Consider the following 26,645-nt stretch of genomic DNA (forward strand, 5'->3'; position numbering starts at 1 on the left):
CTCTTTCGCGAATACTACTCACTACCAACAAACAAGCGAAACTACCTACATAATCATGTTGATACACCTGTATTTCACATTGGTTAATACTACGCTGAATCAATACTTTATAAAGTTGCAATTTTACAATATCAATAACCCACCTATTATTTATTAATCATTTAAAAACAAATCATTATGACAAGTTCAACTTTAATTTTAGACCAAGGGACTAATGGAACAGCACAAGTAAGACCAAGCAAATATCCTTCACAAGTTTTGCTTAGTTTCGAACCACAAGGAGACGCGCAAGTGTATTATGGTGTTAACGGACAACAGCCTACAATTCCTTTACATCCTGGTCAAACTCCAGTTCTTATAGAATTTAACACTTTACAATTACAATACAGAATTTCACAAGGGCAAACAAAACTTCAATGGGATGTAGAATAAAAAGCAACAACCATTTTATAACAAAAAGCTATTTCTAAAAATTAGGAATAGCTTCTTTTTTTTGTTTTTAATTTGACAATGAAAAGTTTCATTACCACATTACAAGAAAAAAAATCTAAAAAGCGCTTTAGCGCGGTCTAAAAGCGAAGCGGTCTAAGAGATTCCCGTGTAAACGGGAACGAGTCTAACAGCGAAAGCAATCTAATTTCAATTCCAGTATAAACACTTACATTCTGCGCAAAATACGGTTTTTACAGATTCCGCAATTGCACGCTTACCTCCTGTTTTAAAAAGTTTCAATTTTACATCAATCAATTATTAATCATTTTAAAACAAATAGTATGAGTATTTCAACCTTAATTTTAGATCCAGGAACTAATGGTGGTGCACAAATTTCACCAGATCGTTTTCCTGCAAATGTTAGATTGACATTTAGTCCACAAGAGCGTGCGGAACTTTTTTATGGAGTTAATGGACAACGTCCAACAATTCCTGTAAAACCCGGACAAACAGTAGATATTCCTATTACTGTCAATTCTTTGCAATTACAGTATAGAGTTGTGAGTGGACAGGCAAAAATTGCATGGGAATTGTAATTTATAATTCTTTAAAAAAAAGCTTATAAGATGAAGCTGTTTCTATACAGTAGGAATAGCTTTGTTTTTTACGGCAACTTGATAATTTGTCGTTGTTTTAACATAGTTTCACCAGCAACGCCACCGTATATTCTTTTAGTTATGTAAAAGTTAGTATTTTCTTTTTGGAAAGATGGTGTTAGTTTTCTGTCTTGTGTTAAATTGTCAAAACTTGCAAAACTTTCGGAAACCGCTAAAATTTCGGGCAATAAGACTTCTCCTTTATAAAAATGTATAAAATACCAATGCCGATCGCCATCGAGAAAATCCATTTTATCTTCAAGATTTTTCCCTAAATGAATTCCATCATCATGATCTATTTGATGAAATTTAAAACAGGCATATTCTTCATGATTACTGTCAGAATGAATTTCCATACGATCCCATTCAAAGCAATTGACAATCTCAGCAAAATTTAGGTTGCTTGTTGTTTTGTCTTTAATGATTTTTGTAGCATTCTGAAAACACGAAGCTGCTAAAGATTCCGTTTCAGGACAACTATTGCAGCTTACACATACAATACATAATACAATAAGTATTCTTTTCATGAAGTAATTTTTTAACGTTGTAAAAATAACGTTCATTATGGATAAATATGCTAATAATGCTCTAATTCTCGTATTTCTACAAAAGTACGACCATCGTCCAATTTTTCTGTTCGCTCAATCCAATGTCCGTGACTGTCAAATTTATAATTTATATAATTAGACACTACGATTATTTTTTCTTTACCCTCATAATAAATAGTAATCACTTTGAGGTCATATCCATCTTTTTTTAGTGCTTCTATATCTTGTGTTTTTCTATTTTTCTCATACACTATCAATGATTCTTTTCTACAATCAGTAGATGTATATTCTATTCGGGTACCAGATGCGCTCTCTAATTCAAGATAAAGATATCTTCTTGGGTCTTTTTGACGTTTGATTACAAATAGCGTGTCTATAGAACTTGAATCTAACTCACCTTCTGTGTAATTACCTTGATCTAAATTTGTGACTATGGAGTACTGTAGTGCATCCTTATGATATACATGTTCATATACTTTTTTTGCCTCACTATGTTCTGCTCTTATAGGATACCCTTCTTCATTATATTCTGTCAACCTATAGTTTTCTGGTTCGTATTCAACATACTCTTTTGACGTCTTAACACCTTTATCTGGATAACAGATATCTATAGGTTCTGTTTCGGTTGTACAACTTAGTAAGCAGCAAATTATACATAAGCTGAGGTATTTCATTGACTTTGTATTTTAGTATTTTTTAAATGCAATTCTAGAATTTCGATCATTGTTGAATTGTATATGGGAAATAGGAGTTCGTTTCTCTCCTATTTGTTCTCGAAAATCATTTATTTCAAAAGTATATTTCAATGTAAATTTACAATTACACGAACACTCTCTCCCAAAAGCTTGATAAACTATATTTAATGTAGATGTATTTACAAGTTCAGCTTCACACAAAAATTCAGAACAACAATTTTCAACTACGCTAAATTCGATTGTAAATGTATTATCTTTAAAACTAATTGATTTGATTTTTTTGTCATCATTTGGATCTTGCGTTCCATCACCAGATTCTTCACAAGGCGACACTTGAACCTTTTGTAAAAAATATCCATCATATCGTAAATATCGAAGTTTGACACTCTCACTAAATACTTGACTTCCCTTTGGAGCTAAAACTTCAAAACCATCCATAGCGTTAGAAACGATACGTGCAGTATCTATTACTATAGCTTCTTGTGGCTTTTTAGTTTCTGGTTCTGTCATTTTTTTTACGTTCGATTCACAACTGAACAAACAACATATAACAACTAAATATAAAATGCTTTTCATATAATAAATACTAGTTTATTCATAATATTCTATCTCAAAAACAGTTTCTCTATGCAGTAATTTTTCTCCTCCATTGTAATAAGATGATCGTATGGAACTTGGATTTCCTTTTTCATCATACAAATATTCGTATTCAACATCAAGTGAAACCAAATTCCCTCTTTGATAAAATACCAGCGTTCCTGTAACTAAATGCATACGATCATTTGTATCGTAGATTACTGTATAAGTTTCTTTTTCTTCTCCTTTTGTTCTATGATACGAAGTAATTTTGTTTGTTTTTGAATATTGAAATGTTCCTGTTTGAATACTGTCATTCGTTTCTACGCGAGGAAATTCTTCATATTTCTGTTTATCTATCGGAACATTCGCTTCGTAATAATCAAACAAATAACGTTTGTAAACTGTTTGAAACTTCTCTAATTGTTGATTGGCATTATAGGTATACGACTTTTTGTAAATATCTATGACTTCTCCGAATTTATCATAGACTATTTTTCGAGCAGGCAAGTCATTTATAAAATGTATTTTCTCAAATGCTCTATCTTCAAAATCCGAACGCATATATACGACAGAATCATCATTTTCGTTGTATTCTTCTAAAATTAAACTCTCTGAACTCCGTATAGATAGTAAACGATTTTTAGCATCATAGGCATACGAAATGCTATCGTTATTATTGAAGAAAGCTTGCAAACGATCATTGACATAGACATAATAGTCATCTCCTTTTTGATCGCCAGCATAATAGACATCTTCAGGCAAATCTTCTTTAATCATTTTTATAGTAGTTTCACCTTCCTTTTTAATTTCAGCTTTCGGTGCTACTAAATGATTTATGACTTCTTTAGAATCTTCAATTCCGAACAAATACGAACGTTTTACTGTTTTTTCAAGTTGCTTTTTCTTGTTTAAAAATAAACTCGTTTTTTCCAACGTAACTACATCGATGCCTTGCTCGTATTCTCTGAAGGTGCGGACTACTTTTTTTACTTTTCCAGTAAACTTCGTAGGATCAGAAATTTTCTCATTATCTAGATATGAATAAAATGTTTCTTCAGGAGAAGCAAGTGTTGGTTTGGGAAATTCCTGCGCGTGTACTTTCGCGAAAGCAAAAACAAGACAAAGAATCAATTTAATATGCATGAAAAGTATATTTTATGTCACTAAAGTTACTACAATAGTCTAAGAGTCAAAAAATAAAATACACACAAGTCAGTTTACTAACTCATAAAGCGCGTTCCCTAAACCATTATTGTATCTTTAAAACGGTTTCTTGTTATTTGTAATACCAACTGAATTAATAGATTCTATGCGAAAAATATACGTACTCAGCCTTTTTACATTTTTATGTGTACAACTAAGTGTTGCGCAATTTGATTATGATAAGAAATGGAAAAAAGTAGAAGATTTAGAACTTGAAGGGAAATTTGCTTCTGCCCAAAAAGTAGTAGAGCGTATTTACAAAGAAGCAAATGCAACACAACAAACAGAACAAATTGTAAAAAGTTTTATTTATCGTGCTAAGTTTGCTTTATTCCTTACGGAAGATTCGGAAGTTGCCGTATTGCAAAGTCTTCGTGCAGAAATTGATCAGCAAGCGTTTCCTGCAAATGCTATTTTAGAAAACATGTATGCGCGTTTGTTAACCCAGTATGCACGAAAGTATCAATATAAAATTAGTTCGCGTTCGGAAGTCGTTTCAGAAACAATTCCAAGTGATGTTAGTTTGTGGGATATTAAAACGTTTGTTACCGAAATTCACAAGCACTTTCAGCATTCTATTGCGCGTGAAGATGAATTATTACAACTTCCTGTAGAAAAGTATATGACGCTTTTAGAAGGGAAACCAACCATGAAAATATACCGTGCTAGTTTATATGAAATTTTAGCACACAACGCACTCAATTTTTACAAAACTGATATTCCATACGCATACAAAAGTGATGAAAGTTATACAATTTCTGCTAAAGACTTTTCATTAACAGAAGCTTTTACGCAACGAATTTTTGAGGTAAATACCGAACAAGTATTTGCCATGAATAATACACTCCGACTGTTTCAAAAATTGGATAAAATTGCACTAAAAAACACGAATGCACATGTAGATATTGTATTGCAGCGCTTTCTTTTTTTATATGCACAAATACTTACAGAACCTAGAGGAAATGCATATTATATTGATGCACTGAAACAATTAGCAAAGAAATATCAAGCCAATCCGCTTGAAGCATTGATTAACTTTCAACTCGCCAGTCATTATTTAGACATTTCAGAACTTTATCATTACAATTCTTATGAAAAACCTAAAGAATTGCGTACAAAAGCCATAGCACTTACCAAAGAAATGACGTCTAAATATCCAAACTCCGAAGGCGGAATTAAATGTGAATTGCTTCAAAAAAAGATTGAACAAAAAAGTATTCATTTCACTACTGAACAATTTAGCATTCCAAACAAACCTACGCTGGCAAGCGTGAAAATCAAAAATGTAGATACCTTATTTTTAAAAGCGTATCGCATTCCACACACATTTCTGGAAGATAAAAATTATGCCACGCGCGATTCTTTGATTGGAAATTTTATCAAAAACAAAAAAGCGGTACTCAGCAAAAGTTATCATACCAATATTCCAAAAGATTATTACGAACACATTACCGAAATTGCAATTCCTGCACTTCCAAAAGGCAAGTATTTAATTGTACTTTCTGACAATGCCAAAGGAAATACTGCTACAGGTGTTTTTTCGTTTAACTTCATTCAAAAAACAAATCTTTCAGAAATCATTACAGAGTTCAAAGACAAACAAGTACATACTATTTTAAATCGTGCTACAGGAAAACCTGTGTACAAGGCACGTATTAAAATTTCAGATAAAAAAAGACTCATTAATCAAATTGAACGCACCAATATTTATGGACAAGCAACCATCAATAAACGTTCGAGCTACAGAACTATTAAAAAGTTTATCATTCATGAAGGTGATACACTATATACTGCGGCAGTTTCGCTAAATAAAAAATATAGAAAGAAAGACGATGAAGAAGAATCCTATTGGGAAGCCAAACCGTTTGTGTTTACTGATAGAGCTATTTATAGACCTGGACAAACCGTTCATTTTAAAACGGTGGTCATTCAACAAAAAAACGGAGTCAGTTCTGTTGTACCAAATGTATTTTGCGAAATTGAAATCGATTCCGATGATAGTGAAATTAAACTACTCCGATTAAAAACAAACGAATTTGGCTCGTTTAGCGGTTCATTCAAAATTCCTAAAAATAGTCCTACAGGCGACTTTACGATTAGAGTTGATGAAGACTTGGATTATGAAGAGGATGATCATCCATTTTGGGATTTTATAGATCAATTTCATTATACAGAACACACGTTTAAAGTAGAAGAATACAAACGTCCGCGATTTGAAGTTACGGTAGACGCCATGAACAATAATATTTCATTTAACGACACTATAAAAGTAACAGGAAATGCAAAAGCCTTGCTAGGAAGTGCCGTGACCAATGCAAAAGTTGCCTACAAAATATCTCGCTATGCCAATATGTATAAATATGGCAATGAAGATAAAACAAAAGTTATTGCAGAAGCCGTAACCACTACAGATGAAAAAGGAAACTTTAGCATTCCGTTTGTTGCAACACTTGATTCCAAAAGCGATCTAAAAAATATGTACGCTTATGAATATACGGTTTCTATAGAAGTTACTGATATTAATGGCGAAACACAAACTGCTGAAAAAATGGTAAGCGTAAGTACCAAAGGTTTTGATCTTGTGTTGAATGTTCCGCAAAAAAGTAATAAAAATCAGCCGTTAAACATTAAAATAGCTACCAAAGATTTAAACGAAATTGATGTAGCTGCAAATGGAAGTTTTAAAATATATAAACTCAAAAACTCTACACGTGTTCTCAAAAAAAGACCTTGGTCAACTCCAGAATATCACATTATTCCGAAAGAGACATTTGTACAACAATTTCCAAACATGTCATATAACTCCGCTGAAGAAGTTCTAGAAAAAGAAACGAAAGTCTCACATATAACATTCAATACTGGCGAAAAGTCAACATTTAATTTGAATACTTCTACATGGAAATCTGGTTCGTATATTATTGAAACTGTGATGTACGACGAAAAAATAAAGGACAGCGTTGCTGAATCGAAAAACTTTTTATTGATTGATCCAAAAGATCAATACTTAGCAAATAATGCACTATTTGATCATGAAATACTGAATAGCGACTTTAAGAACGATGGCTTTTTAAAACTAAAATTGGCAACCGCTTTGCGCGATGATGCACTAAATGTATTTGTACAGGCTTTTCATGAAAGCAAACAAGTTTTTTCTAGAGTTCTTACAATTGAAAAAGGCTCAGAAATTCTTGACATTCCGCTTTCCAAACAATTGACCAATGATGTTACGATTCGTATGAGTTTTGTAAAATTTAATACATTTTATAAAGACGAATTTACTTTTCATCAATATGAAGAAAAGAAATTTTTAACGGTTGAAACGGCTACTTTTCGCAACAAATTGCAACCTGGACAAAAAGAGACTTGGCGTTTTAAAATTCTCGATTTAGAGAAAAACCCAAGCAATGCAGAAGTGTTAGCGTCTATGTATGACGAATCGTTAGATCAATTTCAACCACATAATTGGGACGTAAATTTTGATCGCTTCCACGGAAAATACTATTCAACTCCACAAACAAACTCAACAGGTTTTAACACTAAAAGATCGCACGAAGTATACAATTTGAACAATTACTTCAAAATTCCAATATTCAAAAAACACTTAAAGTTCAAATGGTTTGGGTTAAGTTTTAGAAACTTTACAAACACTAATAATCAATACCTTGGCGAAATAAAGAGGCAACGAAAATATAAAAACAAAACGGTATACACAGGAAGTATTTCTGGATACGTTGTAGATGATAATGGCATCCCGCTACCTGGCGCTTCAGTACTTATAAAAGGAACTGAAATAGGAACTACTACCGATTTTGATGGTTTATACAGCCTTGATGCAACTCCCGAAGATGTGTTGGTAATTAGTTATGTAGGTTTCAGTTCCGAAGAAATAAAAGTTGGCAACCAAAAAGCAGTCAGTGCACGTTTAACTGTAGGAAACGCATTGGAATCGGTTGCGCTAGTTGCGTATGGCATTTCTGAGATTAAATCGACTTCAGCTGCAGGAGTAACTTTATCGGTAAATGGCGAATCTGTTCGTAATGTTCCTATTGGGACTTTAGATCAAATATTGCAAGGTGCTTCCGCTGGAGTAAACATAAATACAGCTAGTGGACAATCTGGAACTAATGCTACTATTACCATTAGAGGAAGAGGTTCGTTACAAGGCGACATTGAACCATTATTTATAATAGATGGCGTTCCTGTAGATCAAAATGTATTTCGAAACTTATCAGACAAAAATATTACTTCTCTAAGCGTTTTAAAAGATGCGCAAGCTACTGCATTGTATGGAAATCGTGGTGCTGGTGGAGTTATACTTGTAACCACAAAATACGGAACTCGAAAAGAAATGGATGGAGATCTAGAAGTCATTGTCGGATTGACCGAAGAAGATTTAGATATGGTTGACGCACGTACAAATTTAAAAGAAACTGCTTTTTTCTATCCACATTTACGAACGGATGCAGCAGGAAATGTAGCAGTAGAATTTGAAGCACCTGAATCGTTGACACGCTGGAAGTTTCAGCTATTTGCACATCAAAAAAACGGAATGTTTGAAATGCTAACAAAAAACGCCGTTACACAAAAAGAATTGATGGTTGTACCAAATATGCCACGTTTTTTACGTGAAAAAGATACGATTGTCATTTCCACAAAAGTGGTCAATCTTCAAAAGAAAACAACCAAAGGAATAGCTTCGTTGCGTTTGTTTGATGCTACTACGATGGAATCAATTGATGCAAAGACACATCTTAGCGAAAAAAATAAAAGCTTTACTGTTGATGCAAAAGGCAATACAACTGTTTCTTGGAAACTCTATATTCCACAAGGTGTTGATGCTATTCAGTATAAAGTGATCGCTAAAGCGGAAAATTTCTCTGATGGAGAAGAAAGTGTACTTCCCGTGCTCAAAAATAGTATTTTGATTACCGAAGCAAAGCCAATTTTAGTCAAAGCTGGCCAACAAAAAGAAATTACGTTTAGCAAACTCGCCAATACTTCGAGTGAAAGTTTGCAACAACATCAATTGACCTTAGAATACACGTCCAATCCTACTTGGAGTGCTATTCAGTCATTGCCGTATTTGATGGAATATCCGTATGAATGTGCCGAACAAACCTTTGCGCGTTTGTATGCCAATATGCTTGCTGCGCATATTTTACAGAGTTCTCCAAAAATTCAGGAAGTGTTTGAAGCATGGAAAGCCAATGGACAGTTGATTTCTGACTTAGAGAAAAATCCGGAGTTAAAATCCTTGTTGATTTCAGAAACACCTTGGGTTCGTGATGCTGCTTCAGAAAGTGAAAAGAAACAACAATTGGCAAAACTCTTTGACAAAAAAGCACTCAACGAAATGCAATTAGATTTGTGGTATACATTAGATAACTTGCAAACCAAATCTGGCGGATTTCCATGGTTTGCTGGCGGAAATGAAAACTATTACATTACACTTCATATTTTACAAACATTTGCGCATTTGGTTCAGCTAGATGTACTTACAGAAGCAACTGAAAAAAAGTATTATAACAGTATCATGAAAGCTGCATACAAATATGCAGACGAACGTTTTTTAGTCGCGCATGCAACTATTGATAAAGCACCTAAAGACGCTGCATATACTCCGCAAATTGAATACATCTATACGCGAACTATGACTCCTGAGTTTATGGAAATTCCGAAAGATGTAAAAACTGCAATGGTTTTTTATCTAGATCATTTACGAAAAAATTGGTTGTTATTATCTGTAAATCAAAAAGCCATGTTGGCACTTAGCTTAGCGCGAATGGACAAACAAAAAGATGCCAAAAAGATTATGACAGCCTTGGAAGAATCTGCAGTAAAATCTGAGGAAAATGGTATGTATTGGAAATCTGTTACCGAAAATCGGTATTACAATTCGAGCGCAGTAGAAACGCAAGCCTTATTGATTGAAGCTTTTGCAGAAATTACTAAGGACGATAAGATGGTTCAAGAATTGCAATTATGGTTGTTGCAACAAAAACAGTACAATCGTTGGACAACAACTAAAAGTACCACAAAAGCGGTGTATGCTTTATTGTTGAATCCGAAGTCATTCGTTTCTATCAAAGACAATACAAAATTCACCATCGGAACAGAAAAAATCAGCACAAAAAAACTAGACGAAACCGCAAAAGAAGCTGGTACAGGTTATTTTAAAACTTCTTGGAAGAAAGATGAGGTAACTAAAGATAAAGCGACTATCCGCATTAAAAACAATGGAAAAACGACTGGTTTTGGCGCGGTATACTGGCAATATTTTGAAGAACTAGATAAAATCACGCAAAACGAAGAGGCTACATTACAAATTTCTAAAGAATTGTATGTAACAGAAACACGTAACGGAAAAGAAGTCTTAGTTCCTTTGGCTACAAAAAAATTGAAAATTGGCGATGAAATTACCGTTCGTCTGACAATTAAAAACCAAAAAGAAGCTGAGTTTATTCACTTAAAAGATATGCGCGCAGCAGGTTTGGAACCGATTAATGTATTATCAGAATACAAATGGCAAGATGGCGTTGGCTATTATGAAAGCACACGCGATACTAGTACAAACTTCTTTTTTGACCGAATTCCAAAAGGCACTTTTATTTTAGAATACAATGTGCGTGTAAATAATACAGGTGCATTTTCTAACGGAATTACAACGATAGAAAGTATGTATGCGCCAGAATTGAGAAGTCATACAAAAGGAATTCGAATTAAAGTGGATTGATATACAATTTTAGATTTTTCAATCGTCACTTGAAGTGATTTTTTGAAATGAAACGGAAAAAATTGTATCAAAATCTACTTGAAAACCTCTTTATGTAATTCTTTTAAGAATATATTTTAAGTATATTTGAGAATATCATTACATAACCATACCATGAAAAAACTACTACTATTCCTTACTTTATGTATTGTGTCGTCTTCGTATGCACAAATTATTAACTTTCCTGACGCTAATTTTAAAGCTAGATTATTAGCTGCTGAATCTGGTAATGGAATTGCGTATGGAGTTAACGGAAGTTCGTTTAAGTTGGACGCAAACACCAACGGAGAAATTGAAGTTTCGGAAGCTTTGTTAGTTGGTCAGCTTAATTTAGGATACACAAATATTTCCGATTTAACAGGAATAGAATACTTTACCAATATTCGAGATTTAAACTGTAATCACAATAATTTAACAACACTAGATTTTTCGACACTTGTCAACTTAGAACATGTAAACGCAAATGACAACAATGTAACAACGATAAACATTACTGGTTTAGCAAATTTGGATTATATAAACCTAAGCAACAATCAATTAACTACTATAGACTATACAGGATTGACCAGTTTGCGTGCCCTAGTTGTTAATAATAATCAAATTGCATCATTAGATGAACAAAGTTTGACTCCTATGGTTTCTCGTCTTGAATGTGATGGAAACTTATTGACGAGTTTGGATGTGAGTCATTTGTCAGCACTTACACTATTTAAATGTAACGACAACCTACTTGAATCATTAAATGTCAAAAATGGAAGTATCGAACGCTTTAGCTGGGGTTTTGGAGGAAATCCAACACTAAGGTACATTTGCGCAGATGTTGTTCAATTTACTGACGTCGAAAATAAAATCATTCAATACGGATATACAGATTGTCAGCTAAATTCCTTGTGTTCGTATGTTTCTGGACAAGATTTTTATTCCATTTCTGGTGATGTTTTATTTGATGAAGACGAGAATGGTTGTGATATGAATGACGCTATTTATCCCGATTTGGAGTTTACACTTTCCGATGGAACTGATACTGCTACTGAGTTTTCTGATGAAACAGGAAACTTTCAATTTAACATTCAAGATGGAAGTTATACCGTAGCACCTGCGTCAGTGAACCCAACTTATTTTAGTGTTTCTCCTGCTTCGGTAACCGTAAATTTTCCTACGGATACTTCTCCAAATATTCAAGATTTCTGCCTAACTCCAAATGGCGTATACCATGATTTGGAAATAGAATTTGTATCCGCTAATGATTCTTATCTAACAGGTGAAGCGTATCCTATAAGTGATGAATATGAAATAGGTTTAAGTGATAATAATTTATCATTTTCGTTTAGAATTAGATATAAAAATAAAGGGACTACTACACAATCAGGAACACTGAGTTACGGATTTGATCCTACAGAAGTTACTTCAATCGATGCAACTCCTATCGCCAACAATCAAACTAGCAATTCATTCACATGGAATTTTACAAACTTAAGACCTTTTGAAACTCGCGAAATTTTAGTTGTCATTCAGTTTACAGGGCAACACATGCATAGTTTTCCACATAGTGGTACAGTAACGCCTAATGATACTGATTTTACGCCTGCAGATAATACTACCTCATTTACGCACGAAGTTTTCTGTTGTCTTTTAAGTACACCCGAAACTGCTTTTAGTGATTATTTTACAATGTATCCAAATCCAACGAGTAATGCATTGAACATGAAACTTAAAAAGGAACTTGCTATTTCTTCTTTTACCATTTACAATATGTTTGGACAGAAAGTAAAAACCATTCCTTATAGAAATACAGAATTGACGTCTATTGATGTTACTGATTTAAAAACTGGTCAATATTTTATAAGAATTGCTGCTGAAGAAACTGTATTTACCACACGTTTTATAAAGGAATAAAAGCGATCAATTTCCAAGCAGTACTTTTTCACCTGTTTGAATTTGTTGAATATCTTCATGATTTACAACCTGTCCAATTTTAATTCCTGGACTTGATGTGCGTGGTTTTGTGCCATCGCCATAGGTTGTGTTTCCGTACATACACAAAATTCCAAACTTTGTCTTGTCTGTTTGCGAACGCCAATAGACGACATCGCCAACGTCAAAAACTTCACGTTCCTCTCCGTTAAACGGAATGTCTAATTCATATTGATAAAAAAACACTTCACCTTGAATATGTGTTGCTGTTCCTTCTAGTGAATTACTTTCTTTTATACGATTGATAATTTTACACGATTCATCCCAAGTAATAGTAAGTTGCGTTGTATCAGTTTGTAGAATGGGTTGCATAAAATGATGGTTTTATAAAAAATGAACGTTTACTCACTGAAAAGCTTCGTTCACGCATTCCTTGTTTTTAGAATGTGTAAGATACAATAGATTTGAACCGTAATCAAACCAAAAACAGATTCCTGATTGCATCTCGACTACGCTCGATGTGACTATAGGAATGACAAACATATCGCTTATGAAGTCAACACTACTATTCACACTATTTTTAAGTTTTTCTATTTGCTGCTTTGCGCAGAAACGAACCATTACAGGAACTATTTATGATGATGAAAAAAATGTATTAGCAGACGCGAATGTGATTGTGAAAAATTCCGAAAAGGGAACTATTACAGATGAAAAAGGACAGTTTAGACTTGAAGTTGAAGCAAAAGATATTCTTCAAGTTTCGTATTTGAGCTTTGAAACGAAAGAAATCGTCATTTCAGAACAAAAAGAATTAAAAATTACTTTAGTATCTAGTTGGGAAAAAATTGATGCTGTGGAAGTAATTGCTTGTGGTGTTGTCAAATCTTCAAGAAGAACTATTTGTCAGTGGACTATTAAAGAAGAGGATGTAACTGCGTTTAAAAGAATTCCAACCGAACAACGTTTGACTTCATTGTTCCCAAATCCATCTACAAACGGAATTTTTCAGCTACAGCTGAATGAAAGTTACACAAAGCTCACACTTGAAGTGTACAACATGAACGGTCAATTGCTACAATCAAACACACATACAAAGCTTTCAAAAATTCCACAGATTGATTTATCAAAACAAGCAAAAGGTATCTATTTGATTCGAGTTATTGCTGATGGAAATGTGTTGGAAACGAAGAAAGCGATTCGAAGCTAAGTTTTTCTTAATTTGAAAATAAAAGACAAGCGTCTGATCGAGTGGCGAATCTGTGATTCGTTGTATCGAGATCTACTGAGGAATATTATTTTTCATAGTACTTCTCGATATAATTTTTTCCGCTTCGCTTTAAAAATCACTCGAAGTAACGATTTTGTGATTGAACATAGAAATGACAAAGTATCAACTACACAATCTCCGATTCCAATCGTTCTTCAATCACTTGATCGTCTTTTTTATAGACATAATATGAATGATTTTCTTTATCTAAAGACATTGCTTTAACAGGTTTTCCATCTTCAAAAACAATTCCTGATAAGTCATCACATGCATAACCATCAGTTAGGATTCCGTTAGCAATATTACTGTGAAATAACGGACGACGCGATGCTTCCGAATGGTAATGTGGACAATGACTGAATGGCAAGAAATTGAAACCTTCTACAAAGGTCAATTGTTTTGGTCGTGAATCTGTAAATCCGCCATTAAACCAACATAACGAACCTGCACTTCCGCCAGCCAAAACAATTCCTTGTTTGTAAGCTTTCATCAATGCTTTGTCTATTTCATGGGCTTTTAAAAGTGTCATCATGTTCAGCGTATTTCCGCCTCCGACAATAATGGCATCCATTTCTAATAAATAATCTTCAAAATCCCAATTCTGTGAACTCGAACTGATCCAAACTTTTAGTACATGCGGCTCAATTTCCAAATCGTGACACAACTCGTACCAGTATTCTATATACCAAGCGGCATCGCCTGTAGCAGTTGGTAAAAAGCAAATTCGAGGTTTCTTTTTTCCAGTGAGTTTTGCCGTGTATTTTACAAATCCTTGATTGACTTGTCCGCCGTAAACGAATAAAGTTGGTGTTGTCATTTTGGTGTTTGGGTTTTGGTTATTGGTTATTGGTTATTGGAAAATATTTTTACATTTAATATTTAGCATTTTAAATTTCGTTGATTTATTTATCAGCTAATTTACCTTTCGCAAACTTTACTATGATCGTAATTCAACATTTATAACTTAACATTTTAACTTCGTTGTTGGTGTTTGAAATTACGATTTTTTAAACATTCACCCATATTCTTTTACGTATTTTTTAACCTTTTCTTACATAAATTTCTTTAGCTTCATGTATTACATTTTCTTTATGAAATAGATTTTTTCGAAATTCTGCTGGCTTTTTATCATTTAATAGATGAAGTGCTCCCTTTTCTTTAATGAGTTCTTGAAAGTGTTTTTCACGTTGCTCATATTGTTCTTTGTCTTTGTATGTTGTAATTAACATGAGGTGAAACGGTGCTTCTTCAGAATACGGAGTTTCCATAATTTCGAAAGAAGCAATATACCTTTTCTTCATTGCCATTACACGCAAAACTTTCCAATTGTATTGGTAATAAAACATGGTTTCTGCTTTGTTTCCATCTATAATTTGAACAAAATCTACGGTGGAAATCCGTTCACTTTTTTGCGCAAACGAAAATTGTATGGAAATTAAAAAAAATAGAATGAATAGTTTTTTTGAGTTGATGATTTTCATGATGATTGATTGTTGTTTCTGAAAAAAAGATACAAAAAAAGCGACTCTAAAGTCGCTCATTATTATTTGTTTAACATTTCCCAGAGTTTGTCTTTCAACTCCATGATGCCTAGTTGCGCCACCGAAGAGATAAACATATACGGAATGTTTAAGTCCTTATCGAGTTCTACGCGCATTTCTGCTTTTAGTTCATCGTCTAACATGTCCGATTTCGAAATAGCGATGAAGCGTTCTTTATCGAGCATTTCGGGATTGTATTTTTTTAATTCGTTGAGTAAGATGTCGTATTCTTTGGAAATATCTGGGCTATCTGCAGGAATTAAAAAGAGTAAAGTTGAGTTACGCTCAATATGACGTAAAAAATAATGTCCCAAACCTTTTCCTTCAGAAGCTCCTTCAATGATTCCAGGAATATCTGCCATTACAAACGATTTGTAATCTCTGTATTCTACAATTCCTAAGTTGGGTTTTAAAGTTGTAAACTCGTAATCGCCAATTTTTGGTTTTGCTGAAGTAATTACAGACAGTAAGGTTGATTTTCCAGCGTTTGGAAATCCTACCAAACCAACATCTGCCAATACTTTCAGTTCAAGGATAATGTCTATTTCTTCACCAGGAATTCCAGGTTGTGCATAGCGTGGTGTTTGATTCGTTGGCGATTTAAAATGCCAGTTTCCACGTCCGCCTTTTCCACCTTGCGCAATAATTTGCTCTTCGCCATGTCCTGTAATTTCAAAAATTACTTCGTTCGTTTCAGTATTACGAACCACAGTTCCTAGCGGCACATCTAAATACACATCTTGTCCGTCGGCACCTGTACTTCTGTTACTACTTCCGTGCGATCCGTGTTCTGCTTTGTAATGCCTTTTTAGTTTGAAATGAAATAGTGTCCAAAGATTTTGATTTCCTCGTAAAATAACATGTCCTCCACGTCCACCATCACCACCATCAGGTCCGCCTTTTGCGTTATACTTTTCACGCAGTAAGTGCATAGAACCTTTTCCTCCGTTTCCGGAAGTCAAATGCATCTTTACATAATCTACAAAATTCCCTTCTGTCATTGTCTCTATATTTTATTCGCTATGCAAGTTGACGCTGCGAATGTACTTCTATTTCTTGTTCAATTGCTGTCCAAAGTGCTATTCTATGTTGTAAAGCTTGTTTGCTTACGGCAATACAGTCTTCCCATTTTTGTGCATCCGAACCACATAATTCTTGTACCATTTGTAATGCTAATGGTCCATGTTCATCTCCATCTAATTCAATATGTCGCTCTAAATAATAGATAAACTTATCCAAATTTACATGAATCCCTTTTTGATCTATTCCTTTCACCATTTCTAAAAACATGTCTGGAATTAAATCTTCTCTACCAAAAGTAAATACCGCTGCAATTTTATGTACTTCTTTTGTTTCAATCACTGCAAAGGTAAAGTTAAAAAATTCTTGTACTGCTTTTGGTGCGTTTACCGCGATTAAACTTTCGGCAATACTTTTACCATTGGTAATTTGCGTGATGCATTCCGAAATCATTTGAGTGTTTGCTGCAGATGCCTCCATGGCTTCCACATACATTTCATAATGACTTAGTGGTTTCCCTTCTTTATCAATATCACTTTCTTCTCCAAAAACAATTTCGTTGATAAAGCGTCTTGTTACAGGATTTCCTTTTGGAACCCAAGGTAAATTTGTTTGTGTTAAGTGTATTTGTAATGCCTTTAATAAAGACATAAAATCAAATACAGCAAACACATGATATTCCATAAACGCATTTAACGCTGCTACAGAATTCACTTTGTTATATAAAGAATGTGCCACTATTTGTTGTTGTAGTGGCGCCAATTCTTGTGTAAGTTTTTGTATGTATATTTCTTTATTATAAACCATCTATAACAGCACTTAAACGCACAGTAATTTCTTCAATAGTTCCAATTCCATTCACACTATGAAACTTATTTTGTTTCTTGTAAAAATCGATTAATGGAGATGTTTTTTGATTGTATTCTCCGAAACGATTTCTAATTTTATCTTCATCCTGATCATCTACACGACCGCTTACTTTTCCACGTTCAAGTAAACGCTGAATTAAAATTTCATCGTCAGCTTGCATCGCAATTGTTGCAGAAATTCCCATCTCTTTTGTCGTTAGGTAATTATCAAGTGCTTCTGCCTGCGCTGTAGTTCTTGGGAAACCATCAAAAATAAATCCGTTAGCTTCTGGGTTTTTCTCAACTTCTGCTTGTAACATATTAATGGTTACTTCATCAGGTACTAAATCACCTTTATCAATGTATGATTTGGCTAATTTCCCTAATTCCGTATCATTTTTCATGTTGTATCTAAATACATCTCCTGTAGAAATATGTACTAAGTTGTATTTCTCTTTTAAGAAGTTTGCCTGTGTTCCTTTTCCAGCACCTGGCTTTCCGAATAAAATTAAATTGATCATGTTGTGATTGTGTAATTGATAAACTTCGGGTAAGTTTCTTCCCAACTCGTCATAGTCTAATCCGTAGCCTACAATGAATTCATTAGGAATTTCCATCCCGATATAATCTATTTTGTGTTGTTTTGTATATGCTTCTGGCTTAAAAAATAAGGTTCCAATTTTAAATTGTTTTACTTTTTTTGCCTTAAATATTTTATGTAATTCTTCTAAAGTATTTCCTGTATCAATAATATCTTCTAGGACAACAACTGTTCTTCCTTCAATATCTTGAGAAAGTCCAATTAATTCTTTTATGTCTCCCGAAGAAGAAGTTCCGTGATAAGATGCCAATTTTATAAAACTCATTTCGCATGTATATGGATAGGCTTTCATAAAATCTGCAAAAAACATAAAGACACCATTCAAAATTCCGATGAAAATTGGTCGTTCATCTTTTAGGTCTTCTGCCATTTCAGTGGCCATTTTAGCGACAGCTTCCTGAATTTGAGCTTCAGAAATGAATTTCTTGAAATATTTGTCGTGTAATTTAATCACGTTTTGAATGTTTTTTTGATAAACCACCTCTTTTTCCATCTAAAAAAGCAGTGTTTTATCGGTTTATTTCTCCCAAATACTGGTACAAAATCATTTTAAAAGCGCAAAGATACAAATTGATTTATGAATAACGTTTAACGAGTTTACTTTTACGAGTTTAGATTTGTACTTTTGTCACAAAATGTGAAAACTAATGAATTATTTCTCCTCTAATTTTAAATTAGGAATTCTAGGTGGCGGCCAATTAGGTAAAATGCTACTGTATACAACTCGAAAGTTTGATGTGTATACTTCTGTCTTAGATCCAAGCGCTGAAGCACCTTGCAAAATAGCCTGTGATGAGTTTCATGAAGGTGACTTGATGGACTTTGAAACTGTTTATAATTTTGGTAAAAATGTAGATGTACTTACGTTTGAGATTGAACACGTAAATGTTGATGCATTGCAAAAACTTGAAGACGAAGGCGTACATGTATATCCTTCTTCAAAAACATTACAAACTATTCAGAATAAAGGAGTTCAGAAGCTTTTTTATCAGAAACATAACATTCCAACAGCGCCATTTTCTATTTATATGTCGCTAGAAGAGTTGATGCATAGTGTAGAAAATGAAGTGATTTCTATTCCATTTGTGTGGAAAAGCACTCAGTTTGGTTATGACGGAACTGGCGTAAAAGTGGTTCGTACGTTAGCCGATTTAGAGAATTTACCAAATGTAGAATGTATGTGTGAAGAGCTGGTTGATTTTAAAAATGAACTTGCTGTTATTGTTGCCAGAAATGTTTCAGGCGAAATAAAAACGTATCCAGTTGTGGAAATGGAGTTTCACCCAGAAGCCAATCAAGTGGAGTATGTAATTTGCCCTGCAAGAATTTCTGAGGAGATTCAAGCGAAAGCGGAAAAAGTGGCTTTGCAGGTTTCAGAAGCAATTGAACACACCGGAATTTTAGCCGTAGAGTTGTTTCAAACACAGAACGATGAAATTTTGGTAAATGAAGTTGCACCAAGACCACATAACAGTGGACATTATAGTATTGAAGCAAGTTATACAGATCAATTTGAACAACATATTCGCGCTATTTTAAATCTTCCGTTAGGAAATACAGCAAGTAAAGTGGCTGGAATTATGGTAAATTTGGTTGGAGCCGAAGGACATACAGGTGATGTTGTGTATGAAAACATTGAAAAAATCATGCAATTAGAAGGTGTAACACCTCATATTTATGGAAAAAAACAAACACGTCCGTTTCGTAAGATGGGACATGTTACTATTGTGAATAAAGATGTGGCAGAAGCGCGAAAAGTAGCTGCAGAAGTAAAACAAACAATCAACGTAATTAGCAAATAATATGGCAAAAGTGGGAATTATTATGGGAAGCACAAGTGATCTTCCTGTAATGCAAGAAGCAATTGATATTTTACAAGGTTTCGATATTGAAATTGAAGTCGATATTGTTTCGGCACATCGAACTCCAGAGAAGTTATTCGATTATGGAAAAAATGCACATACACGCGGAATTAGTGTTGTTATTGCGGGCGCTGGTGGCGCAGCACATTTACCTGGAATGGTAGCTTCGTTGTCTCCATTGCCTGTGATTGGTGTTCCTGTAAAATCTAGAAATTCTATTGATGGTTGGGATTCTGTATTGTCTATTTTACAGATGCCTGGTGGAGTTCCTGTTGCTACAGTAGCGTTAGATGGCGCAAAGAATGCAGGAATTTTAGCAGCTCAGATTATTGGAACTTCTGATAAATGTGTGTTGGATAAAATTTTAGTGTATAAAGAAGGATTGAAACAAAAAGTAATTGAAGGAGCGAAAAAGGTTTCAAAGTAAAATTTGCCGCAATTTTTAAATACCAATTTATATAAAATAATAAAAGCCGCTTCGAAAAGCGGCTTTTTTATCTTTACAAACCATTCAAAAATAAAACTAACCTACCATATTATTAATCATTTTTTACCCCAAAAATAAATTTGGATAAAGTAGTTTGTATTGATGGTTCAAATGTATTGTATTGTTTACTTTTTCTACTTTGGAAATCATTTAAAATCCGTTTTATCGTTTAAATGCACAAACTTTTCGACGAAAGGCATTTCTACTGCTTAAAGACATATTTTAGCTTCATTTTAATCCACAAAAAAACCCTCTAAGCTTTCTTAAAGGGTTTTACATCAACCAATCCATTTAATTATAATACAGTTAATTAGGGCTATCAACATTGTAATTATGCGTCAAGTAGGTTACATATATTATTTTATATCATGAAAAACTTTTATCTCTACTAAATCAACAGGACAAAATTCCTAATTATCTAGTAATTTGAATGATAGTGGAAAGTGTTTTTATTTTAAATCGATAAAGTGTATAAAAAATCGATAAATTGTGAAATACTGTGTTTATTTTACAATTTTCTTGATGATTTTAGCTCCTGTAGTAGTTTCAAAATGAACAACATAGATACTATGAGTTAAGTTTTTAGCAATAATTTCTTTTGTGAATTTTGAAGATATGATACGTTTTCCTGTCATATTGAAGACTTCAACAGTTTTTATATCTGTACGTTTCGTTTCAAATTTAAGTTTATCTAAAGAGAAATAAGCTTTTACATCATTAGAAGCTATTAGTTCATCTTTTATGTCTAATGTGTTCCGATAGTCTAAGTTAAGATAGAAACGAGTGTGTGCTTCTCCTGTGACACCTGTAAAGGTATATCCAGTTTGACGTAAATCTGTGAATACGTTTTCTTGAGTATCTTCCAAAATAATATCAAAATTAGGACTCAAAAATTCTGCGTCAATTGATATTGTATATGATCCATCTGAAGTGAATTCACATCCTAATGGCACTTGTACATTTGTATTTACCAATTCAGGCAATGCTTGAATAGATAGTCGCGTAGTTCCTAGAAACGAATAAAATTCTATAGCTGCACCATCATTGATAAACGGACCATCATAACCATCATCATAGCCTACAGTTCCTTCTGGAATGAATCCTAATAGAATAGTAACAAAAGAACCATTTCCAGCCAATCGCAATGAAATACGTCCGTCAGTTGGACTATTCTTTGGATTTGAAAAAGCCGCCCTTACATCTTTATGTGCCCAAGGATTTCCACATTCTTGACCATAAAAAGTGAACGATAAACTAAAACATAAAAGCGATACAAGTAGGTTTGTTTTCATGATAGAGATTATTTAAAGTGTTATAGGAATCTCTTACAACAATGATACACAAAATTTACTTCTATTCCTTGCTTCTCACTGTTAAGACTTTAGGATTTTTTTCGTGAATATAATTCCACCTTCTGTCAAGTATTGTACAACATATACACCTTTAGCTAATTGTGGCATTACAATAGTATTTGCATACGCACGTTGTATGAGTTGTTTTCCTGAAATGTCATACATCGTAATTGTCTCAAAATCTGTACGTTTTGTGATGGTTTGCAATTCGTCTCCACTAAACAATACATTTACTTGGTCTGCTGTAATTTCTAAATCATCTATACTCAAGGTATTTTTGTATTGAACATTGATAAAGAAACGATCATTTTCTTCCGTTGGACTTGTAGTAAACGAGTATGAAGCTTGACGTAAGTCTGTAAATACTCCTTCGTATCTATCTTCTAATATGATATCAAAGTCTTCGGATAAATATTCCGCATCAATTGCAATGGTATACGTTGCGCTTGATAGTACTTGATATCCTAAAGGAATTTCAAAATCTACATTCGTCAATTCTGGCAATGCTTGAATAGACATCTTGCTATCTGCTACATAAGAATAGAATTCAATCCCTGAACCTTCATTGATAAATGGACCATCGTAAGTATCATCATAACTTGTTGTTCCTTGTGGAATAAAACCTAGTAATTGTGTTGCGTATAATCCGCCACCTGAAAGGCGTAATGACAAACGTCCATCTGTTAAACTATTACTTGGGATTTCGACTGTAGACTCTAGTGTAAATGCTCCTACACTTCCGCTAGGTCTAAAGAATTGATCATTATTGGCTACAACTCTATGTGAATTTTTGAATGTTACAGTTCCAGAACCAGTACTTTTGGCTTGAACAGCAAATCCTTGTGCAGTTGAAATATTTCCATCGGCAGCTCCAAGCGGATTTGAACCTGTGTTGTTATATTCAATATAATCGGAGGCTAAATTGTCTCCAATTGGCGCATCTGTTTGTCTCCAATAATATACTGTTCCTTCAATTTCATCCGAATTATCTTTTTGAAAAGATTCCCAATCGATTGCAGAAGGATACGGGTTTCCAATAATATTATATCCCGACTCACTTGTGCCTGGATCTACTGTGTAATAAACTGGCTCCGTAATATCTCCATTATTTACGGTTCCATCAAAGATTGCCGTTTCTACATTAAAATGATTTGCTCTAAATGCATATCCTCTTCCAACTTCCATATCTGTATGATCATTATTCCAAGCTGCGTTGGTAGCAGAAGCATTCCAATAATAGTCATATCCTCCAACATTTGGAAAAATAGTGGCAATGGTTGCATCGGCCTCATTGACTGGTGTAGAAAAATATGAGTAAAACATTGCATCTGTATAATCAGGTGAATCTCGTTTTATAACAAAGTTCCCTGTTCCTTTTACATCTATGTTTTTTCTAGGTAATAACGATCCATCATTTTCAACTGTAATTGTTCCATTATTTGTAAGATCGTAATATACATCTAAAGTAGCATCTGCATTCACAGTAATAGTAGCTGTTGCTTCTACTGTTAATTCTCCAACAACTGTATGTGCTGTTAGTACAGGATAATTTGTAGATGATGGAATTACTACAGATTCTAATTTTGTTGCATCAGGAGCAGATCCTCCAACCCAATTCGTTCCTGTTGTCCAACTTGTTGTTGCAGCAGTTGCAGACCAAGTGATTTCGGTTTTATTGCTTCCTGTATCTGTCACTACAGCATCATTATCATCCAAATATGAAATAGTGTCTCCATCTAAAGCAGCTACTAAATTATCTGTTCCTACAGTAGTTATTAACACATCTTTATTATCATCTATTTCAGTTGCCGTACGTACATCATCCCAAACTCTAAATCCCCAAATATTTCCTGCGAAATAATTATTAGAGTTCGATTGAGAATTGCTATTAAAACAATATTCCGAACTTCCACCAGAAGTCCAAGTTCCGCAATTTGGATAACGCACATTAGAATCTGATCGCCCAAGATTTGCATCTCCTGAGTGACTTCTAATTTCAAAACCTGCACGTGAATCCATTAAAGTTCCGTCCAAATACCATTTTAAGTTTGTATTATCTGAAGCTGCAATTGGGTCATTTACTGGAGTAGAAACATTATCAAACACTAATGCTATATGATACCAAGTATCATCACTAATTGGCTCTCTAAAATAGGTTCCATTCCAACGAGGTGAATAATCACTATTAGATCTATTATATCCGCCAACAACTACATAATCATTTTCTACGTACATAAGAATTCCTCGTGATCCTCCGCCTTCTTTGTAAATTACTTGTCTACTAGTAGCATCATTCACTTTAAAGTAACCTTCAACAGTTCTGTTATTTACTGTAGTAGTATTAATGTTATCTGAATCGGTTAATTCAATAAAGTCATCCGTTCCATCTAAATAATAGCCATCTGTAGGTGGTTGGGCCATTACTCCTATTGCAGAGAGTAGTAGAATGCTTAATAGTAATATCTTTTTCATCATTGGGGCGATTTTAAGTTTATATACGTAAATTCTTTATCTTTGGTTTTCAAAAAATTCAGTGAAAAACAATTTATATTTATAAATCTATAACACTTCTTATAAAAATAACCTTTTCCTACAAATGTAAAGGTTCGAAATCGACCAAGCAAACAAATATACCGATCAAATGACAGTTTTAAATAAAAAATTTCCCACAAAACATACAACAGCACCTTTTTCTTTAATCAATGTAAGTGACTTCAATTTGGCTATTGAAGCAGAAATCACACGTACAAAAGAAGAAATTAATCTTATAATTGAAAACGATACTATACCTACATTTGAAAATACTGTTGAAGCTTTGGAATATTCCGGTGCGCAGTTAGATCGTATTACAAGTATTTTTTTCAACCTAAATTCAGCAGAAACGAACGAAACAATTCAGAAGTTGGCTCAAGAAATTTCACCTAAATTAACAGAGTTGTCTAACGATATCATATTGAATGAAGCTTTATTTCAACGCGTAAAAGCCGTGTATGAAACAAAAGATTCTTTAGATTTAACAATAGAGCAACAAACATTATTAGATAAAAAATTTAAATCGTTTTCACGAAATGGTGCAAATTTAGCCGCAGATAAAAAAGAAATTCTTCGTGAGATTGATAAAAAACTTTCAAAACTAAGTCTAACATTTGGTGAAAATGTATTGGCAGAAACGAATAAGTTTCAGTTGCATTTAACAGACAAAAAAGATGTAGCTGGTATTCCAAATGGTGCTTTAGAAGCTGCAAAAACTATCGCGAAGAGCGAAAACAAAGAAGGTTGGATTTTTACGCTCGATTACCCAAGCTATATTCCTTTTATGAAATATGCAGAAAACCGAGCATTGCGTCAACAAATGGCAACGGCTTTTGGTTCTAAAGCTTTTAAAAATGATGAATTAGACAATCAAGCAAATGTATTGAAAATTGCCAAATTGCGTCATCAGCGTGCTAATTTATTAGGTTATGAAACGCATGCACATTTTGTATTGGAAGAACGTATGGCAGAAAAACCTGAGAAGGTAATTTCTTTTTTGAACGAATTATTAGAGAAAGCAAAGCCAGCTGCCGAACGTGAGTTTAAACAATTATCAAATTTTGCAAAAGAGCTAGATGGTATTGAGGAATTGCAAAGTTGGGATAGTTCTTATTATTCCGAAAAATTAAAGCAGGAACTCTTCAATTTAGATGATGAAAAATTGAAACCCTATTTTAAGCTTGAAAACATAACTGCTGGTGCATTTACCGTGGCAGAAAAATTGTTTGATATTCGCTTTGAACAAGTGTTTGATATTGATGTATATCATGAAGATGTAAAAACATACGAAGTGTTTGATAGCAATGATAACTTTGTGGCTGTTTTTTATGCTGATTTTCACCCAAGAAAAGGAAAACGAAATGGTGCCTGGATGACTTCTTACAAGTCGCAACAACGAAAAGATGGAAATGTAGAACGTCCGCATGTATCAATTGTATGCAACTTTACAAAGCCAACAGAATCAAAACCATCTTTATTAACATTTAATGAGGTTACAACACTTTTCCACGAGTTTGGACATGCATTACATGGCATGTTAGCAGATACAACCTATCCTAGCTTAAGTGGAACTTCTGTATTTTGGGATTTTGTAGAATTACCAAGTCAAGTAATGGAAAACTGGTGTTATGAAGCAGAAGCACTAGCAATATTTGCAAAACATTACGAAACTGACGAAGTGATTCCGATGGAATACATTGAAAAAATAAAAGCTTCGGCAACGTTCTTGGAAGGAATGGCAACATTACGTCAAATTAGTTTTGGATTGCTTGACATGAGTTGGCATGGAACAGATCCTACAAATATTACTGATGTAAAAGCACACGAACAAGCCGCTTTTGAAAACACTCGTTTATTTCCAAAAAATCCTAAAACTGCTATGAGTACAGCCTTTTCACATATATTTCAAGGTGGTTACTCTTCTGGATATTACAGCTACAAATGGGCAGAAGTATTGGATGCAGACGCATTTGAATATTTTAAAGAAAACGATATTTTCAGCAAAGAAATTGCCTCTAAGTTTGCGGAACATGTACTATCAAAAGGAGGAACAGAACATCCTATGACATTATACAAACGCTTCCGCGGAAGTGAACCTAAACCAGAAGCATTATTAAAACGTGCTGGTTTGTTGGTTGAATAGACTTTCTTAGACTTCTTAGATTTTTAGACTAGCTTAGACTATTAGAAATACATAAAATGTCAAGTTCGTTTCAAACATTAATATCTTGTTTGAAACGAACTTTTTCCGTTTTAATGAGTTGCTATTAACTGAATAACTAGCAAACCAAAGTGTCATTTCGAGTGGTTTTCGCAACGTTTACATTGAGCGAAGT

General features: G+C 33.8%; 20 protein-coding genes. 8 read left to right on the plus strand and 12 right to left on the minus strand.

What is annotated here, in order from left to right; translation table 11 throughout:
* Positions 1 to 177: 177 nt before the first annotated feature.
* Together ACRBBL_RS01035 and ACRBBL_RS01040 are read left to right on the plus strand one after the other, a co-directional pair.
* Complete coding sequence (locus tag ACRBBL_RS01035) at positions 178 to 432, plus strand: hypothetical protein (RefSeq protein ID WP_431367170.1); 255 nt, start codon at positions 178 to 180, stop codon at positions 430 to 432.
* Between the two features lie 341 nt (positions 433 to 773).
* Complete coding sequence (locus ACRBBL_RS01040; protein ID WP_431367171.1) at positions 774 to 1,028, plus strand: hypothetical protein; 255 nt, start codon at positions 774 to 776, stop codon at positions 1,026 to 1,028.
* A gap of 68 nt (positions 1,029 to 1,096) precedes the next feature.
* On the opposite strand, the gene ACRBBL_RS01045 is transcribed toward ACRBBL_RS01040, so the two are convergent.
* The 4 genes from ACRBBL_RS01045 to ACRBBL_RS01060 all read right to left on the minus strand — a co-directional run bounded on the left by ACRBBL_RS01045 (position 1,097) and on the right by ACRBBL_RS01060 (position 4,053).
* Positions 1,097 to 1,615 carry a hypothetical protein gene (locus tag ACRBBL_RS01045; protein WP_431367172.1) on the minus strand — a complete coding sequence of 173 codons (519 nt, stop codon included), beginning with the start codon at positions 1,613 to 1,615 and terminating at the stop codon, positions 1,097 to 1,099.
* A gap of 50 nt (positions 1,616 to 1,665) precedes the next feature.
* Positions 1,666 to 2,310 carry a hypothetical protein gene (locus ACRBBL_RS01050; RefSeq protein ID WP_431367173.1) on the minus strand — a complete coding sequence of 215 codons (645 nt, stop codon included), beginning with the start codon at positions 2,308 to 2,310 and terminating at the stop codon, positions 1,666 to 1,668.
* 12 nt (positions 2,311 to 2,322) lie between these two features.
* A complete protein-coding gene (locus ACRBBL_RS01055; RefSeq protein ID WP_431367174.1) occupies positions 2,323 to 2,841 on the minus strand; it encodes a hypothetical protein in 519 nt (172 codons plus the stop codon).
* A gap of 81 nt (positions 2,842 to 2,922) precedes the next feature.
* Positions 2,923 to 4,053, minus strand: coding sequence for a hypothetical protein (locus ACRBBL_RS01060; RefSeq protein WP_431367175.1), 1,131 nt, complete (start codon positions 4,051 to 4,053; stop codon positions 2,923 to 2,925).
* A gap of 166 nt (positions 4,054 to 4,219) precedes the next feature.
* Here ACRBBL_RS01060 and ACRBBL_RS01065 point away from each other — a divergent pair, with 166 nt between their 5' ends.
* Positions 4,220 to 10,846, plus strand: coding sequence for an MG2 domain-containing protein (locus ACRBBL_RS01065; protein ID WP_431367176.1), 6,627 nt, complete (start codon positions 4,220 to 4,222; stop codon positions 10,844 to 10,846).
* 153 nt (positions 10,847 to 10,999) lie between these two features.
* A complete protein-coding gene (locus ACRBBL_RS01070; RefSeq protein ID WP_431367177.1) occupies positions 11,000 to 12,781 on the plus strand; it encodes a T9SS type A sorting domain-containing protein in 1,782 nt (593 codons plus the stop codon).
* 6 nt (positions 12,782 to 12,787) lie between these two features.
* Here ACRBBL_RS01070 and ACRBBL_RS01075 read toward each other — a convergent pair whose 3' ends face one another.
* The gene (locus ACRBBL_RS01075; RefSeq protein ID WP_431367178.1) at positions 12,788 to 13,171 is read right to left on the minus strand and encodes a cyclophilin-like family protein; all 384 of its coding nucleotides are present in this window, start codon (positions 13,169 to 13,171) and stop codon (positions 12,788 to 12,790) included.
* A gap of 178 nt (positions 13,172 to 13,349) precedes the next feature.
* Here ACRBBL_RS01075 and ACRBBL_RS01080 point away from each other — a divergent pair, with 178 nt between their 5' ends.
* A complete protein-coding gene (locus tag ACRBBL_RS01080) occupies positions 13,350 to 14,006 on the plus strand; it encodes a carboxypeptidase-like regulatory domain-containing protein (RefSeq protein WP_431367179.1) in 657 nt (218 codons plus the stop codon).
* Between the two features lie 187 nt (positions 14,007 to 14,193).
* Here the strand turns inward: ACRBBL_RS01080 and ACRBBL_RS01085 are convergent, their stop codons facing one another.
* The 5 genes from ACRBBL_RS01085 to ACRBBL_RS01105 all read right to left on the minus strand — a co-directional run bounded on the left by ACRBBL_RS01085 (position 14,194) and on the right by ACRBBL_RS01105 (position 18,569).
* On the minus strand, positions 14,194 to 14,883 hold the full coding sequence (locus ACRBBL_RS01085; RefSeq protein WP_431367180.1) for a Type 1 glutamine amidotransferase-like domain-containing protein: 690 nt from the start codon (positions 14,881 to 14,883) through the stop codon (positions 14,194 to 14,196).
* A gap of 223 nt (positions 14,884 to 15,106) precedes the next feature.
* A complete protein-coding gene (locus tag ACRBBL_RS01090) occupies positions 15,107 to 15,547 on the minus strand; it encodes a hypothetical protein (RefSeq protein WP_431367181.1) in 441 nt (146 codons plus the stop codon).
* Between the two features lie 62 nt (positions 15,548 to 15,609).
* Positions 15,610 to 16,608, minus strand: a complete 999-nt coding sequence (obgE, locus tag ACRBBL_RS01095) for a GTPase ObgE (RefSeq protein ID WP_431367182.1) — start codon at positions 16,606 to 16,608, stop codon at positions 15,610 to 15,612.
* 19 nt (positions 16,609 to 16,627) lie between these two features.
* A complete protein-coding gene (locus tag ACRBBL_RS01100) occupies positions 16,628 to 17,434 on the minus strand; it encodes a DUF3050 domain-containing protein (RefSeq protein WP_431367183.1) in 807 nt (268 codons plus the stop codon).
* Positions 17,424 to 18,569: an adenylate kinase gene (locus ACRBBL_RS01105; protein ID WP_431367184.1), complete on the minus strand. Its 1,146-nt coding sequence runs from the start codon at positions 18,567 to 18,569 to the stop codon at positions 17,424 to 17,426. The genes ACRBBL_RS01100 and ACRBBL_RS01105 overlap by 11 nt, the downstream gene beginning before the upstream one ends.
* A 154-nt stretch (positions 18,570 to 18,723) precedes the next feature.
* On the opposite strand from ACRBBL_RS01105, the gene ACRBBL_RS01110 reads away from it, so the two are divergent.
* The gene (locus ACRBBL_RS01110; RefSeq protein ID WP_431367185.1) at positions 18,724 to 19,878 is read left to right on the plus strand and encodes a 5-(carboxyamino)imidazole ribonucleotide synthase; all 1,155 of its coding nucleotides are present in this window, start codon (positions 18,724 to 18,726) and stop codon (positions 19,876 to 19,878) included.
* Position 19,879: 1 nt separating this feature from the next.
* Entirely contained in the window at positions 19,880 to 20,365 is a 486-nt protein-coding gene (purE, locus tag ACRBBL_RS01115) for a 5-(carboxyamino)imidazole ribonucleotide mutase (RefSeq protein WP_431367186.1), read from the plus strand.
* Positions 20,366 to 20,928: 563 nt separating this feature from the next.
* On the opposite strand, the gene ACRBBL_RS01120 is transcribed toward purE, so the two are convergent.
* Together ACRBBL_RS01120 and ACRBBL_RS01125 are read right to left on the minus strand one after the other, a co-directional pair.
* Positions 20,929 to 21,717 carry a T9SS type A sorting domain-containing protein gene (locus ACRBBL_RS01120; protein ID WP_431367187.1) on the minus strand — a complete coding sequence of 263 codons (789 nt, stop codon included), beginning with the start codon at positions 21,715 to 21,717 and terminating at the stop codon, positions 20,929 to 20,931.
* An 81-nt stretch (positions 21,718 to 21,798) separates the two neighbouring features.
* Positions 21,799 to 24,252 carry a T9SS type A sorting domain-containing protein gene (locus tag ACRBBL_RS01125; protein ID WP_431367188.1) on the minus strand — a complete coding sequence of 818 codons (2,454 nt, stop codon included), beginning with the start codon at positions 24,250 to 24,252 and terminating at the stop codon, positions 21,799 to 21,801.
* Between the two features lie 166 nt (positions 24,253 to 24,418).
* Here ACRBBL_RS01125 and ACRBBL_RS01130 point away from each other — a divergent pair, with 166 nt between their 5' ends.
* Positions 24,419 to 26,452, plus strand: a complete 2,034-nt coding sequence (locus ACRBBL_RS01130) for a M3 family metallopeptidase (protein ID WP_431367189.1) — start codon at positions 24,419 to 24,421, stop codon at positions 26,450 to 26,452.
* Positions 26,453 to 26,645 lie beyond the last annotated feature (193 nt).

It is taken from the genome of Kordia sp., from assembly GCF_050633145.1.
Classification (GTDB): domain Bacteria; phylum Bacteroidota; class Bacteroidia; order Flavobacteriales; family Flavobacteriaceae; genus Kordia.

Coding starts and splice junctions, on each gene's coding strand:
- ACRBBL_RS01085 (WP_431367180.1), bottom strand. CDS start 14,883: ATGACAACACCAACTTTATTCGTTTACGGCGGACAAGTCAATCAAGGA.
- ACRBBL_RS01035 (WP_431367170.1), top strand. CDS start 178: ATGACAAGTTCAACTTTAATTTTAGACCAAGGGACTAATGGAACAGCA.
- ACRBBL_RS01105 (WP_431367184.1), bottom strand. CDS start 18,569: ATGGAAAAAGAGGTGGTTTATCAAAAAAACATTCAAAACGTGATTAAA.
- ACRBBL_RS01130 (WP_431367189.1), top strand. CDS start 24,419: ATGACAGTTTTAAATAAAAAATTTCCCACAAAACATACAACAGCACCT.
- ACRBBL_RS01070 (WP_431367177.1), top strand. CDS start 11,000: ATGAAAAAACTACTACTATTCCTTACTTTATGTATTGTGTCGTCTTCG.
- ACRBBL_RS01075 (WP_431367178.1), bottom strand. CDS start 13,171: ATGCAACCCATTCTACAAACTGATACAACGCAACTTACTATTACTTGG.
- ACRBBL_RS01100 (WP_431367183.1), bottom strand. CDS start 17,434: ATGGTTTATAATAAAGAAATATACATACAAAAACTTACACAAGAATTG.
- ACRBBL_RS01125 (WP_431367188.1), bottom strand. CDS start 24,252: ATGATGAAAAAGATATTACTATTAAGCATTCTACTACTCTCTGCAATA.
- ACRBBL_RS01120 (WP_431367187.1), bottom strand. CDS start 21,717: ATGAAAACAAACCTACTTGTATCGCTTTTATGTTTTAGTTTATCGTTC.
- ACRBBL_RS01045 (WP_431367172.1), bottom strand. CDS start 1,615: ATGAAAAGAATACTTATTGTATTATGTATTGTATGTGTAAGCTGCAAT.
- ACRBBL_RS01110 (WP_431367185.1), top strand. CDS start 18,724: ATGAATTATTTCTCCTCTAATTTTAAATTAGGAATTCTAGGTGGCGGC.
- purE (WP_431367186.1), top strand. CDS start 19,880: ATGGCAAAAGTGGGAATTATTATGGGAAGCACAAGTGATCTTCCTGTA.
- ACRBBL_RS01060 (WP_431367175.1), bottom strand. CDS start 4,053: ATGCATATTAAATTGATTCTTTGTCTTGTTTTTGCTTTCGCGAAAGTA.
- ACRBBL_RS01080 (WP_431367179.1), top strand. CDS start 13,350: ATGAAGTCAACACTACTATTCACACTATTTTTAAGTTTTTCTATTTGC.
- obgE (WP_431367182.1), bottom strand. CDS start 16,608: ATGACAGAAGGGAATTTTGTAGATTATGTAAAGATGCATTTGACTTCC.
- ACRBBL_RS01050 (WP_431367173.1), bottom strand. CDS start 2,310: ATGAAATACCTCAGCTTATGTATAATTTGCTGCTTACTAAGTTGTACA.
- ACRBBL_RS01090 (WP_431367181.1), bottom strand. CDS start 15,547: ATGAAAATCATCAACTCAAAAAAACTATTCATTCTATTTTTTTTAATT.
- ACRBBL_RS01055 (WP_431367174.1), bottom strand. CDS start 2,841: ATGACAGAACCAGAAACTAAAAAGCCACAAGAAGCTATAGTAATAGAT.
- ACRBBL_RS01040 (WP_431367171.1), top strand. CDS start 774: ATGAGTATTTCAACCTTAATTTTAGATCCAGGAACTAATGGTGGTGCA.
- ACRBBL_RS01065 (WP_431367176.1), top strand. CDS start 4,220: ATGCGAAAAATATACGTACTCAGCCTTTTTACATTTTTATGTGTACAA.